This window comes from Halobellus sp. EA9 (genome assembly GCF_051195055.1).
GTDB lineage: Archaea > Halobacteriota > Halobacteria > Halobacteriales > Haloferacaceae > Haloquadratum > Haloquadratum rubicundus.
The window spans coordinates 21,459-38,862 of the sequence record NZ_JBNTJW010000016.1 but is presented as its reverse complement, the minus strand read 5'-3'; the positions used below and the strand labels follow the sequence as shown (position 1 = coordinate 38,862).

The window sequence follows — 17,404 nt, the reverse complement described above, 5'->3', positions numbered from 1 at the left end:
GAATCCCTTCGTGACCTCGGGATTCGCCCGCTCATCAAACATCGCATCTTCGCACCCTACGACCACGCACACAACGCCAGAATCGACAAACAGCGCTACAATCAGCGCTCGATGACCGAAACCGTGAACTCGGCTGTCAAGCGCTCGCTCGGCTTCGCCGTGCGAGCGCGTTCGTGGTTCCGTGAGTTCCGAGAAATCGCGCTGATGTGTGTCGTCTATAACATCAAGCGGGCTGTGAAACAGTGAATTCCACCGCTGTATGGCGATTCAACACAGCCCTTCCAATCTACATAGCCGTCGTACTCGGACTCACACTCGCCTTTGGACTCCCCTTCGTCGCAGTATCCTGGATTGACGAAACCCTCGCTGAACTATTCGCTATCTCCAAAATCGGAGTAGACAACTACGGATCAATCCGTGAGGAGACAAAGTCAGGGTCCGATGCGAGCCTGATACGCAAAGCCCGGATCCGCATCCAGTACCCACCGGACTCACTTATTCTCTGGATCGCCCGGAAGCGAGGGGTTAGTTAGTCCGAAATTCAACCAGCCTGTAGGCTATTTATGGGTTCAGGGGTCTATAGAATCTATCTCGTTGAGTGCTTCTGTAGCGACATCACCCAACTCACCAGCTTCGATGTGGGAGTACCGCTCACGAACCATCTCTTCAGAATTATCGAGATACCGGGCCGCAACCGTGTATCCGAACGCTCGGACGAGAACCTCGCCCATCCCGCGTCGGCCGCCGTGTGGCGCGAGATAATCGTGTTTCGGATGCTCGATATCGATCTCCGCGGCTTCCGTGAGTCGCTGGAGTATCGAGCGGGCGCCGTCCGTCGTGATCGACGGCGGGCGGATGTCCTCGTCCAGCGCCACCAGGAGGTCGCGAGCGTACTCCCCACGTCGCTCGTCAATTGCCTCCGATGGCTCTCCCCGGTCGGCTAACCCCTCCTGTACGAGCTCTGCGAGCGTCCGCTGATCGAGTGTCGGGAATACGGGCCACCGTTCCGTCGGCGGGTCAATCAGTTTCCGGTAGCTCCGCAACGGGGAGATTACAGGATCGGGGAGGGACGCAGCGTCCCACTGCTGTTTCTTCCGATAGACGTCCATGCTTCCATCCTCGAGGTCGATGTCCTCCCATCGCACGCCACGACGGCGCGGGTCGTCGGGATCACGCAGGAGTTCTCCCACGCGGACAGCTGTGTACGCGAGGACGACCACGAGCGCCCGGTCGCGGGCCGTCTTCAGCGCCGCGTACCGGGCTCGTTGCTTGTCGAGAGGGTCCACGTCATCGGGAAGGGTGGTGTATGCTTCGATAGCCTCACGCGCCTGTGCGTCGACGTGCCGGGTGAGCGCGTGGCGCTGCTCGGGCGTCCAGGCCTGCTGGTCGCCCGGCTTTCGACCGTCGTCGTCGGGGAGCGGCGCGGTCGCGCTCGCTCGCTGGGCGTAGTGTGCTTCGAGATACCCCTCGTTGACACACCAGCCACACCACGCCGAGATGTAGGCGTAGTAGGTCTGGACCGTGTTCTGCTTGAGTCCCCTGTCACCAGAAAGGTGCCGAGCGTACTCGCGGAAGACTCGCTCGTCGAGGTCCTCGAAGGTCGGATCGTGGTCGGCCTCCTCGGGAGTGATCCCGGTCCAGTCCTCGTCGCCGCGTTCGCCGGCGGCCCACTCCGCAAATCGCTCGAGCTCCCGGGCGGCGTTCCGACGGTAGTTCCCGCCCTCGCCGCCGCGACCCTTGCCCTTGTCTTGAAGATAGCGGTCGAAGGAACTCCGCAACGGCCGTGCTGCGGGTTCCTGTCCGGTGGTGTCGTCGATCATGCGGAATCAGAACCCTCCGAATGGTCCAAGTAGGAGATCGTGGCCGTCTTAACCTGGTCGGTGAACTCGTCGGTGACCGAGCCCTGCCGGCCAACGACGTGGAGGTCGTCTTTCAGTGAGGCCAGCGTCCAGGGGAGGACGTAGCTCCGCTGGCCCGGTTCGCCGCGGACCCACGCCTCGCACGGCACGGCGAAGCTGCCGGCGTGGTGGGATTGCGTTGTGAACGCGACGGCAATCGACTCCTCGTCGGGATAGGGCATCCGCTCGCCGGAGATGACCAGCCACGGCCGAGGATTCCCACCGTCCGTTTTGAACGGATCGGGAGCCCAAGCAACAGTTCCGCGGTCAGCCATCCGGGATCACGACTCCTCGTCGGCCTGGTCGGTTGTTATGCCGATGGGGTCGACGGCAGTCTCCATCCACGCCTCGACGTCGTCGTCGGAGAACCCACCGTCGATGTCGTCGGCTGTGGCGGCGCCGTGAAGGCCTGCCGATGCGACCGCGTGCTCGGCGTCTGCGATGGTCCAGAACCGGTCGCGGTGTTCGACGAGATCGTGTTCCTCGAGACGCTTCAGCGTGGGGCCGACGCTTCCCTCGGGCACGTCGACGGCGTCGACGATCTCCCGCTGGCGAAATGCCTGGTCGGCGTGCTCGAGGAGGAAGCGGTACACCGCGCCCTGGGTGGTGTCCGGCGCGAGGTCGGGGAGCGAGCGCCCGTCCTCGTCGATCGAGCGGAACTCGTCTTTCGAGATGGGCATCTTGAGTATTGGTTTGTATTAGGAGCTATTAGATCTTATTGGCAGGGTTCCTGATGCGAACAGAGAACTCCCGCTGCTCGCGGACTTTTTTAGCCGTTCAATATCCGGTGTCACGGCCATACACGGTGGTTGACTAAATTTATCCATAACTAGCAAATATTTGACAAAAATAATATTATAATATTTGATTGATTTATAGCCGTTTTCTTTCTATACAACCGTTATACCTATACTGGCTAAATACACTGGAGGTTAATGATATCTAAATTAAAATATATTAACACTAGAATATCAATATTCATATGTTAGAGTCTCCGGGCGTCAGATCGAGGTGACGCGGGTGAAGTCGTCGTCGAGCGCCTGGGCGTCCTCGGGGAGCAGCGCGACCACGAGGTAATCCGCGTAGTCGGCGAAGTACTCCACCAGCGCGGCGATGCGGTCCGAATCGATCGCCTCCAGGGAGTCCAACAGCATGAACGGCACCGTCTCGTGGAGGTCGTGGACGAGATAGCCCGCGAGCGCGAAGATCAGCCCCGTGACCTCCCGTTCACTTTCGGAGAGGTGGTCGATCGTGTCCTCGTAGGCCGCCCCATTGTCGGTCGTCCGGACGATGTGGAGCTCGAAACGGGTCTGGGCGCCGCTCGCGTCGCCCTCTTCGATCCGCTCGATCCAAATCCGCTCGATGTTCTCGTAGCCCAGCAGATCGAGGATCGACTCCATATGTTCGTTGAAGGACTCGACGGCCTCGCCTTCGATCTGGTCGATCTTCGTCCGCTGATCGGTGAGTTTCTCGACCAGTTCCGAGCGCTTCTCGCGGAGGTTGTCCGCGCGCTCGACGTCGGCCTCGATCGACTCGATCTCGTCTGTGACTTCCTCGAGGTCGGATTCGAGGCTATCGATCTCGAACTCCAGCTGATTGGCCTCCTTGTGGAGCGAGAGGATCTCCTTGAAGTCCGCGGATTCGAGGCTCTCGACCTCGGATTCGAGCGCCTCGACCTCCTCGGTCAGGGACTCGCGGGTGTCTTTCAGCGCGTCGATCTGCTCGTTCCGGCGGTCGAGTTCGTCTTCGATGTCGTCGATCTTGCGCTCGATCTCGGTGCGGCGGCGCTGCTTCTGGTTCACCTCGCGCTGTTCTTCCTTCCGGGACTCGAGGTCACTCTTGACGGTGTTGAGTTGTTCGACCTTCTCGCTCCGGAGGTCCTTCAGCCGGTCGATCGTGGACTCGATCTGCTCGCGGTCGACTGAGGAGCCGCAGGTCCAGCAGACGACGGTCTCGTCGTCCTCCCCGACGAGCTGGTCGGTGACCGAACCGCCCTCGGCGGCGCCGCCGTCCTGGAGGAGTTCGTAGTCCTCGGCTTCGAGGCGCTCCTCGTTGTACTGGATGAGGCTGCGGAGTTCGTTGATCTCGGAGTTGAGGTCCTGGCGCGTCGAGCGGAGGCGGTCGATCTCGGCCTCCAGATCGCGGTGGTCGCCCATCGGCGTCTCCGGCAGCTCTGCGAGGTCCTCTTCCAGTTCGCTGCGTTCGCGCTTGAGCGAGGAGACGCTGTCCTCCTGACGTTCGATCTTCCGGCGGACGGACTCCAGTTCCGAGCGGGTGTCTCTGAGTTCCTGGAGCTTGTCTTCGAGTTCGGCCTGTTCCTTGCGACCCTGCTCGACGTCGCGGCTGCTGTCGTCGATCTCCTCTTCGAGGTCGGCCAGCTCCTCGCGCTTGTCTTCGATCTTCTCGCGGAGGGTGTTGCGGCGGCGTTCCAGATCCGGAAGTTCGCGCTTCTCGGATTCGATGCGGGCGAGTTCGTCGTTGATGTCGCCCTTCTCGTCTTCGAGGCGGCGGATCTCCGAGCGGATGGCCTCGACGTCGACGGGCCGCATAATGACGTCCCGGAGTTGGGCGTCGCGGGCGGCGGCCTGACGGGCGTCGTTGGTCTCTAACAGGAAGGCGAAGAGGTCTGCGACCTCGGGATCGTCAAGGTAGGCGTCGCCCTCGAAGGTGATGCCGTCGCCGACGCGCTCGAGGGTTCGCTCGTAGGTGGTGTCGCCGAGGGTGAGCTCGACGCGGCCGCGGTCGGCGTCGCCTTTGAGCGAGACGCGGTCGCTGCCCATCGCGCACATAATCGCGCGAAGGAACGAGGTCCGGTTCGTCGCGTTCTTGCCGGTCAGTACCGTCACATCGGGCGGAATATCGACCTCAGTCTGGTCGATCCCACCGATGTTCTCGACCGAGAAACTAACGGAATCTTTCCACTGTTCTGAGATACTCATACTCAGTTACTCTCACGTAGTACACATATGCTTTTCCAAGGACAAGAAAAAATTCCAAAATAATATGATAGTTACTACCGGAGAATCTGTATGATTCGAATTCTAAAACTGGTTTCCGAATATCAATTTTGTAAAGACACGATCGTTTTCCACTTAGAACAGTCTGTTACTCGCCTCGACGGCACCGTCTGAAAGTGCCTCTAGCTTAGCCCACGCGATTTCGGGTTCGACGATGTTGTGTCCGGCAAGTGTTGCTAGCCCACAGTCAGGAGCCGCGATAATCCGTGTGGGATCTCCGACGATTTCGGCCAGTTGGACGATTCGATCAGCGACCGTCTTCGGATGCTCGATGATGTTCGTCTTGACATCGACGACGCCGGGGATCAGAAGCCACTCATCAGGTAACGGATGTTCCTCGAAAGCCCGCCACTCGTGGTGGTGCCGCGGGTTGGCGTATTCGATCAACAACCCCCCAACATCGGCCTCGTACAGGATCGGGAGAATGTCAACTAACGGGACGTCCTCGTGGTGGGGGCCCTCGTAGTTTCCCCAGCAGGTGTGCAGGCGAATCTGGTCTGCCGGGATGTCGCTCGTGGCTTCGTTGATCGCCTCGATACGCCGACGGGCGCGGTCTTTGAACTCCGCCGTTGAGAGATCCTTGAACTTCCGGTGCCGTTCCGAGAGTACGTCCGGGGCGTCGATCTGGAGCGTCAGCCCCGCTTCGGCGATACGCTCGTATTCCTCACGCATCGCGCTCGCCAGTGCGAACGTGTATTCGTCGTTCGATTCGTAATACTGGTTTCCCAGAGAAGCGGCGATCACCCCGGGAGACGCAGCGGTCATAAACGTCTCGTCGAATTCGACCCCAGTAGTGTCGAGCACTCGATCGAAGCGTTCGACTTCGGCGTCGACGTGATCCGTCCCGTCGTACCGTACCTCCTCGACCGCGACCGGCCGCGTCTGCGCCTCGGAGACGATGTCTGGAAACGCTTTTCCGGCGTACTCCGGGAAAGCTTCGACGTCTGCCCACTGCGGGCGGGGGATCGTTTGGTCACTGAAACCGTCGAGTCGTTCGGAGACATAGATATGGAAGCCCGGTCGGGACTGCTCTCCGTCGTTACCGATATCGATACCCACATCCGCCTGTCTGCGAATGGCCCGCTGGGTCGCCTCGTTGATCGCTTCGTGCAATTCGTTTCGGTTGGTGTCCACACCCTGTCCCCGCTGATCCATCAGTTCGACCAGCTGGTCCGTCCGTGGCAGACTGCCGACGTGAGTCGTGAGAATACGCTCGTCGCTTCGTTTCATACCGTACCAGAGACAGAATGTGGAGACTGATATCTGTATGGGATACCGGTTCGATCCGCCGGCGACAGGATTCGGTCCTGTGACGTCAACATCCAGGTTCGATTCTGGTGTCGTCGCCGACGGGATCAATCCGTGCCGCTCGTGATGATTACTCCCACTGTGTACCGACAAGCACGGACGGCCGGGGTGGCGCTCGTCGTGAAGAAACGAGAGTAATCAGTATCAGCGATTGAGGGTGTGAATCGCTATGTCCTGTTCGTTGGCTGCGGCTTCCCCGATTGACTCGGAGAGCGTCGGGTGAGGATGTATGACTTCCGCGAGTTCGTCCGTCGGCAGCCCCTCATCAACGGCAAGCGCGATTTCGGAGATCAGTTCCGAGGCCTCTGGGCCCACGACTTGCCCTCCGAGCACGACGTTGCCGTCTCCACAGACGAGACGGACGAAGCCCTCGGTATGGCCAGTGGTGAGTGCACGGCCACTGGCACGCATCGGGAACTCGCCGACAGACACGCTGTGCTGGGTCTCTTCGGCCTCTGCTTCGGTCAGCCCGACCGTTGCGATTTCTGGAGACGTGAACGCAACGGCGGGAATCGCTCGATTTACAGCCGGCGTGTTCCGGCCGGCAATCTCGGAGGCGGCAATCTCTCCCTCCATCGACCCAGCGTGCGCGAGCATCGGTTCGCCCGCTACGTCGCCGACAGCGAACACGTGATCAACAGCCGTGCGTCCGTACTCGTCCGTTCGAAGGAACCCGTCATCGTCGGGTTCGAGACCGATTCGGCCGAGGGCCATCGTGTTCGTCACGGGGGTCCGACCCACCGCGACGAGCACGGCGTCCGCCTCGTATTTCTGACGGTCGCCGTCGTCGGCTTCCTCCGTTGTGACCACGACACCCTGGTCTGTAGGGTGGCACTCCGAAGCGAGTTCGCCGTAGTTCATTTCGATTCCGAGTTCCGATGCCGCCGAGGCGACAGGCGCGACCAGATCCGGCGAGAACGCTGGCATCATCGAATCGAGCGCCTCGACGACGGTGACCTCGACGCCGAGTTTCGCGAACAGCATCGAGAGTTCCATCCCGATATAGCCCGCGCCGACGACCACGAGACTCGCCGGGAGTTCGTCGAGTTCCAAGGCTCCCTTAGCATCGAGCACGTTGGGACGACGGAACTCGAACCCCGGGAGTTCGATCGGACGACTCCCCGTCGCCACGACCGCGTACTCGAATGTGATCCGTTCTGACTGCCCGTCAGATTTCTCGATACTGACCGAGTGCTCGTCTTCGAACGCTGCGTGTCCCTCCACGAGCGAGACACCGTTGGCTTTACACAGTTTCTCGACGCTCCGGTTCATCCTTCCGACGACGTCGTCTTTCCACTTGACCATCCGCTGGAAGTTGATGTCAACCTCGGCCGAGATTCCCATTTGCGAACTGGTCCGTGCATCGTGCGCAACGTCTACAGCCGATATCAGCGCCTTCGAGGGAATACAGCCGCGGTTGAGACAGGTTCCGCCCAGAGCGTCCATCTCGACGAGCGTCACATCAAGGTCGTACTGCGCCGCACGGATCGCGGTGACGTACCCCGCTGGACCGCCGCCCACGACGAGGACCCCCGTGTCGAAGCGTTCACTCATCGTTTCCCTCCAGGTCCCGCCACGAGAGCCGCGGGTTTCGTGCGGCACCGGTCTGATCGATGCGTGCGGCAGCGGTCGTCGTGGGGGCCGCCGCGAGTTGCTCGGGCGTCTTTCGGCTCGCCGCTGTGAACGCTTCCGCCAGTATGTCGAGTTGGTTCTTGTTCAATGCCTCGGTGGGTTCGGTCATCAGTGCCTCGTCGACGATTTCCGGCCACTTGGTCGTCGGCGGATGCACCCCTTCGTCGAGCATCCCCTTTGCAAATTCCGCAGCGTCGACGTCGCCAGCACTGGCGACGAACTCGTGGTGGAACGGCTCGTACGGGACGTCGAGATCGATCTGCGAGGCGAGGTAGTTCGCGTTCAGGACGGCCATCGCCGAAGTGTCCTTCAGTCCGGCATCACCGAGTCGGGAGATATACGCGTAGGTTTTCAACAGTACCAGCCAGTTGCCGTGGAAGCCGTGGACTTTGCCGACACTCTCGGGGGGTTCGGAGAGCTCGAATGACCCGTCGTCAGCCTTGCGAACGTGCGGGTCAGGGAGGAACTCGGTAAGTTCGTCGATGACGCCGATCGGTCCCGCTCCGGGTCCGCCACCACCGTGTGGCGACGCGAACGTCTTGTGCACGTTGTAGTGCATAATGTCGAAACCCATATCACCGGGGCGAGCGCGGCCGAGCAGTGCGTTGAGATTTGCGCCGTCGTAGTAGAGCAGTCCACCCGCCTCGTGGACGGTCTCGGCGATGTCTTCGATATCGCGCTCGAAGAGCCCAAGGGTGTTCGGGTTTGTCAGCATTAGTGCGGCCGTCGACTCGCCAACGGCCTCCTCGAGCGCGTCGACGGGGACGCGTCCGTCCTCGTTACTCGGAAGTTCGACGACGTCGTACCCGGCCATTGCGGCGCTCGCGAAGTTCGTACCGTGAGCCGACGCGGGGACGATCACTTCCCGGCGCTCGGCGTCTTCGTCGTTCGAGCGGTGATAGGCGCGTGCCACGAGCAGGCCGGTGAACTCCCCCGCCGCCCCGGCAGGCGGTTGCAGCGTGACGGTCTCCATCCCGCCGATCTCCGCCAGGTACTCCTGGAGCCTGTACAGAAGCGCGAGGGTACCCTGAGCGTCCGCCTCGGGACGATCTGGATGCATCGCCGCGTCTTCTAGCGCGGCGACGTCCTCGATAAATTTCGGGTTGTACTTCATCGTACAGCTCCCGAGCGGATAGGGGCCGTGTTCGACCGAGTAGTTCATCTGGGAGAGCCGCGTGTAATGACTCGCAACTTCCGGTTCGGCCGGTTCCGGCAGCGTCAGTTCGTCGCGGACCAGTTCGTCGGGCAGGTCGACGTCCTCGTGAGAGACGGTCTCCATCCGCTTCTCCGAGAGGAGCGGTTCGTTGACTGCCTCGCCGCCCTCGGTCTCCTGCTCCCAGGTAGCCTGTTGGTAGTTCATCCCAGGACCTCCCGAACGGCCGCGACCAGATCGTCCAAGTCGCCGCTGTTGGTCTCTGTCAGGCAAACCTGGATCTCGAACTCGCCGACCTCGTGGACGAGGAAGCCCTCCTCGGCCAGTTCCGATACCACCTCGGTAGCGGGACGGTTCGTGCGCGCCACGAATTCGCGGAAGTGGTGACGGTCGTCGACCGGCGCCGAGATGCCGTCGACGTCGTCGAGTCGAGCGGCGGCCTCAGCGGCCGTCGTTACGCACTCCTCAGCGAGTGCTGACAGGCCCGACGCGCCGAGCGAAGCGATGTGGATCGCCGTTCGGAGCGCAACCCACGCCTGATTCGTACAGATATTCGACGTGGCCCGTTCTTTTCGGATGTGCTGTTCTCGAGTCTGGAGAGTCAGGGTGTAGGCACGGCGTCCGTCGGCCGTCTTACTCGTTCCTACGAGTCGGCCGGGAACCTGTCGAAGATACGCCTGCTTGACGGCGAACAGCCCGAGTCCCATCCCGTAACTGGCCGAGAGCCCGAGGACGCTCGCGTCGCCGATGACGATGTCCGCGCCCACCGCGGCCGGTTCCTGCAGGAGCGCCAGTGCGACCGGATCGGAGCCGAGACAGAACGCCGCCTCGTGGTCGTCCGCGAGCGTCGCGATCGACGGCAGCCGCTCCTCGATTGCGCCTCTAGCGGTTGGCGATTCAGCGTACACCATCACGATATCGTCATCGATCAGTTCCGTGAGCGCGTCGAGGTCGGCGTTGCCGTCGACGAGCGGATACGTCCCCACTGTCAACTCCGCGCCTTCGGTGTAATTTTCTAAGACGCTGCGCCGCTCTGAACGGATGGTCTCGGGGACGAGAACGCGTGATCCGCTGGTGTCCCTGACGCGGGCCGCAAGCGTCGCTGCCTCGCCGAGTGCAGTCGCAGCGTCGTACATCGAACAGTTTGCAACCGGGAGTCCGGTTAGTTCGACGATCATCGACTGGAACTCGAAGAGCGCCTGGAGGAAGCCCTGCGAGGTCTCCGGTTGGTACTGCGTGTAGGAGGTCAGAAACTCCGAGCGCAGCGAGAGGTAGTCGACGACCGACGGCACGTAGTGATCGTAGTGGCCGCGACCGAGGAACTCGGTCCGATCGGCGTTTCGCCCGAGCAGTTCTTCGATTTCGGTCACGACCTCGAACTCCGATTTCGCGTCGATGTCGAAGTCACCGTCGAAGGCGACCGCCTCCGGAACGTCGAACAGTTCTTCCACGCTTTCGGCACCGATGGCCGAGAGCATCTCCTCTACTTCCTGCGGCGTCTGCGGGGCGAAGGGACTCGATTCGGCTGGTTCGTGCGTCCGGTCCCCCTCGTCGTGCTGTATTCGTTGCATTGTCATTCTTCGGTCTGCTCGCGGTAGTCAGCTGCACCGAGCGCGTCGTCGGGTACCTGTCCATCGATCTCGAAGAGCCACCCCTCGCCGTACGGATCGGTGTTGAGCAGCTCCGGCTGGTCGAGTACGCTGTCGTTCGTCGCGGTTACCGTCCCCGTGACGGGCGTGTAGATGTCCGAGACCGCCTTGATGCTCTCGACGACGGCGCAGGCGTCTCCGCCGTTTAGGGACTCGCCCTCCTCGGGGAGTTCGACGAACACGACGTCACCGAGTTCGTCCTGCGCGAAATCGGTGATCCCGATGCGCAGGGCGTCCCCGCCGTCGTCGATCCATTCGTGTGAGTCGGTGTAGTGTAAGTCGTCAGGTATCTCGTGTGTCATTGTGGGTGCTGAGGTTCGTCGAGGATATCGTTCGTCGTTTGCTCTGGTGAGCGTTTTCGATCTGCGTCACTCATCATACGATTCGAGGAACGGCGTGTCGACGACGGTGGCGTCGGCGGTCCGGTCGCGGATCGAGACGGCGAGTTCAGTACCCGGAGTAGCGGAGTCGGCATCGACGTACCCGAGGGCTATCGGAATCCCCAGCGTGGGACTCATCGTGCCGCTGGTCACCCGCCCGACGTCGTCGCCGTCGGCGACGATCCGGTGTCCGTGACGGGCGATCGCCCGCTCCTCGAGCCGTAACCCGACGATTCGCTCGTCGATTCCCTCGTTCCGGGTCTGTTCGAGGGCCGACCGACCGACGAACGCCTCGTCATCGAAGTCGACGACAAAGCCGATTCCCGCCTCGAAGGGGTTGTGCGGTTCGTCATCGGGGTGGAAGTCCTGTCCCGAAAGCAGTAAGCCCGCTTCGAGACGGAGCGTGTCCCTGGCCCCGAGCCCGCACCGCCGGACGTCGTCGAATCGCCGATCGATCGTCGTGGCCTCGTCACCGGGGAATATGATCTCGACGCCGTCTTCACCCGTGTATCCCGTGCGGGCCACGAGACACTCGATGTCGCCGATCGACGTCTGCGTCGTCGTGAACGGCTCCAACGCGTCGAGCTGTTGGGTCCCCTCGGCGTCGACACGGTCTACTGCCTCGGGTCCCTGGATCGCGATCATTCCGAGTTCGGTGGTGCGGTTCGCGAGCGTAACGTCGAGACCCCAGCGATCGGCGTGTTCACGCAACCGATCGTACATCGCCTCGTCGTGGCCGGCGTTCGGAACGACGATGTACTCGCTTTCGACCGGATGATCGTACACGACGACATCGTCGAGGATGACACCATCGGACTGGAGGAAGCACGAGTACAGCGCGTCCCCCGGTTCGAGACCGCGCACCTCACTTGGGGTGAGTCGGTGCAACAGCGTCTCTGCTTCGGGGCCATCGACAGCCAGTTGGCCCATATGACTCACGTCGAACAGTCCGACGTCCTCCCGAACGGACCGGTGTTCCTCGCGGATAGAATCGAACGAGACCGGCATCTCCCACCCGCCAAAGTCGGTGAAGTCCGCGCCCGCCCGGCAGTGGGATTCGTATAGCGGTGGTTGCTTCGATGACACAGCGATAACTACACGGTTACAAGTATTTATACATTTTTAGACCGCACAACGGAACAAGCGTTGTATTTTATTCGGAAATATTTCGTCAAACGTGAATGCATACCCTCAGTCGACGAACTGTATCGGCACTCCGCTCCGAACAGGGGAGTGGAACAATTCGGCGCGTCGCGTCCGCTCCGTGCGGAATAGTAGAATACGAGGTCGATCAGGAAGTGGCGAATACAAACACGTTCTCGTTGGGACCTCGGTGTTGTTCGGCTCTGCGGAGAGAGTTAATCAAACAAAAGAGAATCTTCGGCGTCCGAGAATCCAATATTTCTGTATTCTGGGTGAATGAAAGCAAATTATAAAATTTCACTCCCAGAGGAGAGAGAGTATACCACGGCTCATCCCACCAGTCGCGCCTCGAAGAGACAACAGTTCGGACCTCGTGAATATTTATATAATAATACTCCCAACAATCGAGCGTGCCAGAAGACGGACGCGAACTGACGACGACAGCAACCTCGCTCCGGATCCTCGACACGATCAATCGGCTGGAAGGTGCCCGAATGAGCGAACTCGCCAGGGAACTCGGCTTAGCCAACAGCACGGTCCACGCACATCTGACGACGCTTCGTAACCACGAACTCGTTGTGAAGGAAGGCAACGAATTCTACCTAGGAATCAAACTCTTCCACCTCGGCGAGCAGGCGCGACACCGGAAACCGGAGTACGAAATCGTGCGGCGGCACGCCCACGAACTGAGCAATCAGCTCAACGAGGAAGTCGCGTTCGCCATCCCTGAGCACGGGCGTTCCGTGATCATCTTCGACGAGAACAACGACCCCGCAAACGACGGGTTTCAGGTGGGTCGGTACTTCTATATGCACAACTCTGCGAGCGGCAAGGCGATGCTCGCGGAATTCACCCGCGAGCGTGTCGACGAGGTGCTCGATCGGTGGGGGCTACCCAAGGAGACCGAAAACACGATACAGAGCATCGAAAAACTCTACGAGGAATTGGAGCGGACCCGCGAACGCGGCTACTCGCTAAACAGACAGGAGGCACTCGAGGGGCTGATGGCCGTCGGAATAGCGATCACGACTCCGGATGGAAGCGTCCTGGGATCGCTAGACGTCTCGGGGCCGCCGTATCGCCTCTCCGAGGAACGGATCGTCCCGGAGTTGCGTGAGACGGTTTCGGATATCGAACGCGAAATCGCGTCCCGATACGGAACGGAATGAACCCGCTCAGTAATCGTGAATCGGGTCGTCGTCTGGGGTCACAGACTTGATGTACCCGAGCTTGTCGTAGGCGATCCACTCTTCGACGTACTTCCACTCGCCGTCGACCTTCTGGATCAGGCAGTTGGCGATCCCGAGGTTGTCTTCCATCGTCTTCCCCGTCGGCGGCCCGTACTCCGTCGGGCCGGTGTTCTCCGCGGTGATCGTCCTGACCATCGACGTATAGTAGCCGTCTTCGGGGTTTCCTTCCCAGATGATCTTCTCGATATTCATTTCGGTTTCGGGGAAGGCGTTCAGCCGTTCGAGGGTATCCTCGACGAGCGCTTCGGAGCCAACGATGTCACCGCCGGCGCCGTGAACGACAACGTCGTCGGCATAGTAATCGTAGATTTTCCCGACGAGCTTCTCGTCCCAGATTTCCCGCGTGCTCTGTCGGATCATCCGCTCTACGTCGAGTTCGTCGGCCGTCCGCCAGTCTTCGGTCATCGTCGCTCTCCTCGTGAGCAAGTCGCTGTCCCAAAGTCGGTACCTGCATCGAACGTCGCCGTCGCGTGTCTGCATTGTTGTCGCACTGAATGAACCCTCATCGAGGGGTCTTCATCGTAGATATTAAATATTCCGCTCGGGTCGTCCTCCGGGCCGCAGCGCCCGTCGGGAGTCTACCCCACGAATCACCGTCGACCGCCTCCCCTCAGAAGTACTGCTGATCGTTACGGAGTCGCTCGAAGATGTCGACGCCCATCTGTTGGAGCAGGTCGATCTTATCGATGAAGACCCAGTTCTCGGCGAGTTTATCGCCCTCACGACGCCAGAAGTCCATCACGCGCATACCGACCGGTTCGTCGGTCGCCGGGAGTCCCATCCATCCATCGCCGAGGTGTGTCGCCTTGACCGACGGCCATCCCGTCGAGGCGCAGTAGTTGCCCTCAGCGAACCGAGCGACGTGATTGCCCCCCTCACGGTCGGGGAAGGCTTCGAGGAAGGGTGCCTGGTGGTACTCCTGGAAGCCGTCGATTCCGCGGGTAGTTCCGGTGCCCGCCGGTCCGTACCACATAAAGTCCTCGTGCCAGTACTTCTCGAGGCCCATCCCGTCGAGGCCCTCCTCCTGGTAATCTTGGAGGCCGTCAAGCATCTCCTCGACCACCTGGAGCGTCTTTTTGGAGGCCTCGTCGTCCTGTTCGTCGAGGAGGACGCCGTCCTGCGTCGTCGGGCCAGGGATGACGACTTCAGGGGCGAGCGCGGGCACGAACTGATAACCCGCCTGCCGCATCACGTCGAGGACGTCGACGAGCAAGCGGGTCTCGGCGATCTTGCCGTCCACGACGCGGTGGAACTCGCCGTACCGGAGCCACGTCGCGTGTCCAGTCGCGGGAATGTCGAGCCAGTCGTTCTCGAACGTGCCGACGAGATTTCCGGTCGCACAGACCCACTGACCGCCCTCGAACTCGCCGGCGAACAGGATGTAGTCGTTCTTTTCGAGATCCGGGAACGATTCGAGGAGCGGTCCCCAGTACGCGTCGGCGATCGCGTCTGGCCCTTCTACCGCGTTGATTGGTTCCGGGCCGTGCCACTCGGCGTCGGCGTGGTAGTAGTCGGGGAGGAGGTCACCGACGTTCTCCGCGCTCGCGTCGTGTATCTCCTGGGAAAACTCGTGGACTAACCGCTTGCGCTCTGTGGTCATATAACTCACGTAAGTTGGTGCAGAACACGGTAAAATAAGCATCGATCCGGAGTCGGTCTGGGAGCATCGCGAAGGCGGCCAGGGAGAAGGGGGGACGTACTCGTGGCATCTCGTGCGCGGCGGCTTACCCGGGAATGAGGGCGATTCGAGCCGAGTTGTGGTGGTAGCTAGACGTTCGCTTCGGGACCCCACGACAGGTCCCGGTCCGGACCCGTCACGGGGTTCCTGTCCACCGAATCGATTCCGGGTTGTTCCGGAGTCGCTCGAAGACGTCGACGCCCATCTGTTGGAGCAGGTCGATCATATCGATGAACACCCAGTTCTCTGCGAGCAGGTCCCCCTCTCGGCGCCACACGTCGATGACACGCATATCGACCGCGTTGCCGGTCGACGGCAATCCCAGCCATCCGTCACCGAGGTGCGTTCCCACGACGGCCGGCCAGCCCGTCGAAGCGCAGTAGCTACCCTCGGCGATCCGACAGTCGTGGCGACCGACCTCTCTGTCGGGAAACGCCTGCAGGAAGGGGTTCTGATGGAACTCTTGGAACCCGTCGATCCCGCGGGTACTGCCGATCCCTGCGGGGCCGTACCACATAAAATCCTCGTGCCAGTACTCTTCCATCCCCATATTTTCCAGACCGTGCTCGTCGTAGGAATTCAACCCGTCGAAGAGCATCCCCTCGACGAGTTCCATCGTCTTCGCCGACGCGGCATCGTCCTGTTCGTCGAGGAGGATCCCGTCCTGGGTCGCGGGGCCGGGGATGACGATCTCGGGCGCGAGCGAGGGGACGAATCGATACCCGGCCTGCCGTAGCACGTCCAGCACGTCGATCAGGATACGTGTCTCGGCGATCCGGTCGCCCTCGAAGCGGTGGAACTCGCCGAACCGGAGGAACGTCGCGTGTCCGGTCGGCGGGATGTCGAGCCACTCGTCTTCGAAGGTACCGACCAGATTCCCGGTGGCACACACCCACTCGTCGCCCGCGAACTCGCCGCCAAAGAGGATGTAGTCGTTCTTTTCTAAATCCGGGAACGCCTCTAGGAGTGGGCCCCAGTACTCGCTCGCGACTGCGTCCCGCCCGTCGAGTTCGTCGATCGGTGCGGGACCGTGCCATTCGGCATCGGAGTGGTAGTAGTCGGCGAGCGTCGAGCCGACGCTGTCCGGCGTGGTCTGGGAGATGCGCTGTGCGAATTCGTGAATCGACTGTTTGTTTTCGAGTCTAGGCGTCGTCATTTAGGTTCCTCGTCGTAGGGGTGATCGCAGCACAATAAAATACTACTGGTGGCTCGCTCGCGGAGCTCGTTCTCATCGTCGACTGGGTTCATCGATAGAGCGCCTACGTGGTTCTCACCGGAAGTACTGCCGGTCGTCGCGGACGCGCGCGAAGACATCGACGCCGAGTTGGTCGAGCAGGTCGATCATATCGATGAACACCCAGTTCTCTGCGAGCAGGTCTCCCTCCCGGCGCCACACGTCGATGATGCGCATTCCGACCTGTTCGTCCGTCGCCGGTAGTCCCAGCCAGCCCGATTCTGCGTGCGTCGCTGTCAGGCTCGGCCAGCCCGTCGAGGCGCAGTAGTTGCCCTCCGCGAACCGCGCGACGTGATTGCCCGCCTCGAAGTTCGGGAAGGCCTTCTGGAACGGCCCCTGGTGACCGTCAAGGAAGCCGTCGATGCCGCGCGTCGTTCCGGTTCCGGCGGGGCCGTACCACATAAAGTCTTCGTGCCAGTACTTCCGGGCACCAGACCCACCCGCCGAGAGGTCGTCTATCGACTCCAGCCACTCGAAGAGCATCTCCTCAACGAGTTGGAGTGTCTTTTCCGAGTCGTCATCGTCCTGGTCATTGAGGAGGATTCCATCGTGTGTGGTGGGGCCGGGGATGACGATCTCGGGCGCAAGCGAGGGAAAAAAGGAGTAACCGGCCTGCCGCAGCACATCTAGTATGTCGATCAGGACACGCGTCTCGGCGATCTGGTCGCCCTCGAAGCGGTGGAACTCGCCGTAGCGGAGCCAGGTGGCCTGCCCCGTCGCGGGGATGTCGATCCATTCGTTCTCGAAAGTGCCGACCAGATTCCCCGTCGCACACACCCACTTGTCACCCTCAAACTCGCCGCCGAAGAGGATGTAGTTATTCTTTTCGAGGTCCGGGAACGCCTCTAAAAGTGGTTCCCAGTACTCGCTCGCGATCGAATCGATCCCTGACTGATGGTCGATCGGCGCGGGACCATACAGGTCCGCGTCGGCGTTGTAGTACTCGGTCAGTGCGTCGCTGATATCGCCGGCCGTCACATCGTGGATGGCCTGGGAGAATTCGTGAATCTGTCGCTTCCGCTGGGAAATTTCGGTCATCGGTCCACTCGATGATGATCGGGT

Annotated in this window: 16 protein-coding genes; 2 read left to right on the top strand and 14 right to left on the bottom strand. The window is 61.2% G+C overall.

The genetic code is table 11. The annotated features are described in order from the left end of the window. The coding region (locus tag ACQUQ0_RS16040; RefSeq protein ID WP_435186591.1) for a transposase at positions 1-246 on the top strand (246 nt) is incomplete at its 5' end. A 323-nt stretch (positions 247-569) separates the two neighbouring features. Here the strand turns inward: ACQUQ0_RS16040 and ACQUQ0_RS16035 are convergent. From ACQUQ0_RS16035 to gcvT, 10 genes are all read right to left on the bottom strand, one after another. After that, entirely contained in the window at positions 570-1,820 is a 1,251-nt protein-coding gene (locus tag ACQUQ0_RS16035) for a phage integrase SAM-like domain-containing protein (protein WP_435186589.1), read from the bottom strand. After that, a complete protein-coding gene (locus tag ACQUQ0_RS16030) occupies positions 1,817-2,173 on the bottom strand; it encodes a type II toxin-antitoxin system PemK/MazF family toxin (protein ID WP_435186587.1) in 357 nt (118 codons plus the stop codon). Before ACQUQ0_RS16030 ends, ACQUQ0_RS16035 begins: the two co-directional genes overlap by 4 nt. Positions 2,174-2,179: 6 nt before the next feature. Then, the gene (locus tag ACQUQ0_RS16025) at positions 2,180-2,578 is read right to left on the bottom strand and encodes a MarR family transcriptional regulator (RefSeq protein ID WP_435186585.1); all 399 of its coding nucleotides are present in this window, start codon (positions 2,576-2,578) and stop codon (positions 2,180-2,182) included. Positions 2,579-2,899: 321 nt separating this feature from the next. Continuing rightward, positions 2,900-4,837, bottom strand: coding sequence for an archaea-specific SMC-related protein (locus ACQUQ0_RS16020; protein WP_435186584.1), 1,938 nt, complete (start codon positions 4,835-4,837; stop codon positions 2,900-2,902). Between the two features lie 153 nt (positions 4,838-4,990). Beyond that, the gene (locus ACQUQ0_RS16015; RefSeq protein ID WP_435186582.1) at positions 4,991-6,145 is read right to left on the bottom strand and encodes a methionine synthase; all 1,155 of its coding nucleotides are present in this window, start codon (positions 6,143-6,145) and stop codon (positions 4,991-4,993) included. A 222-nt stretch (positions 6,146-6,367) separates the two neighbouring features. Beyond that, positions 6,368-7,777 (bottom strand): dihydrolipoyl dehydrogenase, encoded by a 1,410-nt coding sequence (lpdA, locus tag ACQUQ0_RS16010; RefSeq protein ID WP_435186580.1) that lies wholly within the window; start codon positions 7,775-7,777, stop codon positions 6,368-6,370. Further along, on the bottom strand, positions 7,770-9,215 hold the full coding sequence (gcvPB, locus tag ACQUQ0_RS16005) for an aminomethyl-transferring glycine dehydrogenase subunit GcvPB (protein ID WP_435186578.1): 1,446 nt from the start codon (positions 9,213-9,215) through the stop codon (positions 7,770-7,772). Before gcvPB ends, lpdA begins: the two co-directional genes overlap by 8 nt. Further along, positions 9,212-10,579: an aminomethyl-transferring glycine dehydrogenase subunit GcvPA gene (gene gcvPA / locus ACQUQ0_RS16000; RefSeq protein ID WP_435186576.1), complete on the bottom strand. Its 1,368-nt coding sequence runs from the start codon at positions 10,577-10,579 to the stop codon at positions 9,212-9,214. The genes gcvPB and gcvPA overlap by 4 nt, the downstream gene beginning before the upstream one ends. A 2-nt stretch (positions 10,580-10,581) precedes the next feature. Next, complete coding sequence (gcvH, locus tag ACQUQ0_RS15995; protein WP_435186575.1) at positions 10,582-10,959, bottom strand: glycine cleavage system protein GcvH; 378 nt, start codon at positions 10,957-10,959, stop codon at positions 10,582-10,584. Positions 10,960-11,025: 66 nt separating this feature from the next. Beyond that, positions 11,026-12,123, bottom strand: coding sequence for a glycine cleavage system aminomethyltransferase GcvT (gene gcvT / locus ACQUQ0_RS15990; protein ID WP_435186573.1), 1,098 nt, complete (start codon positions 12,121-12,123; stop codon positions 11,026-11,028). A 467-nt stretch (positions 12,124-12,590) separates the two neighbouring features. Here gcvT and ACQUQ0_RS15985 point away from each other — a divergent pair, with 467 nt between their 5' ends. Beyond that, a complete protein-coding gene (locus ACQUQ0_RS15985; protein ID WP_435186571.1) occupies positions 12,591-13,349 on the top strand; it encodes an IclR family transcriptional regulator in 759 nt (252 codons plus the stop codon). A 6-nt stretch (positions 13,350-13,355) separates the two neighbouring features. On the opposite strand, the gene ACQUQ0_RS15980 is transcribed toward ACQUQ0_RS15985, so the two are convergent. From ACQUQ0_RS15980 to ACQUQ0_RS15965, 4 genes are all read right to left on the bottom strand, one after another. Beyond that, positions 13,356-13,835: an ester cyclase gene (locus tag ACQUQ0_RS15980; protein ID WP_089768052.1), complete on the bottom strand. Its 480-nt coding sequence runs from the start codon at positions 13,833-13,835 to the stop codon at positions 13,356-13,358. 205 nt (positions 13,836-14,040) lie between these two features. Continuing rightward, positions 14,041-15,030: an ester cyclase gene (locus ACQUQ0_RS15975; RefSeq protein WP_435186569.1), complete on the bottom strand. Its 990-nt coding sequence runs from the start codon at positions 15,028-15,030 to the stop codon at positions 14,041-14,043. A gap of 214 nt (positions 15,031-15,244) precedes the next feature. Continuing rightward, positions 15,245-16,264, bottom strand: a complete 1,020-nt coding sequence (locus ACQUQ0_RS15970; protein ID WP_435186567.1) for an ester cyclase — start codon at positions 16,262-16,264, stop codon at positions 15,245-15,247. A gap of 114 nt (positions 16,265-16,378) precedes the next feature. Continuing rightward, the gene (locus ACQUQ0_RS15965; RefSeq protein WP_435186565.1) at positions 16,379-17,380 is read right to left on the bottom strand and encodes an ester cyclase; all 1,002 of its coding nucleotides are present in this window, start codon (positions 17,378-17,380) and stop codon (positions 16,379-16,381) included. Positions 17,381-17,404 lie beyond the last annotated feature (24 nt).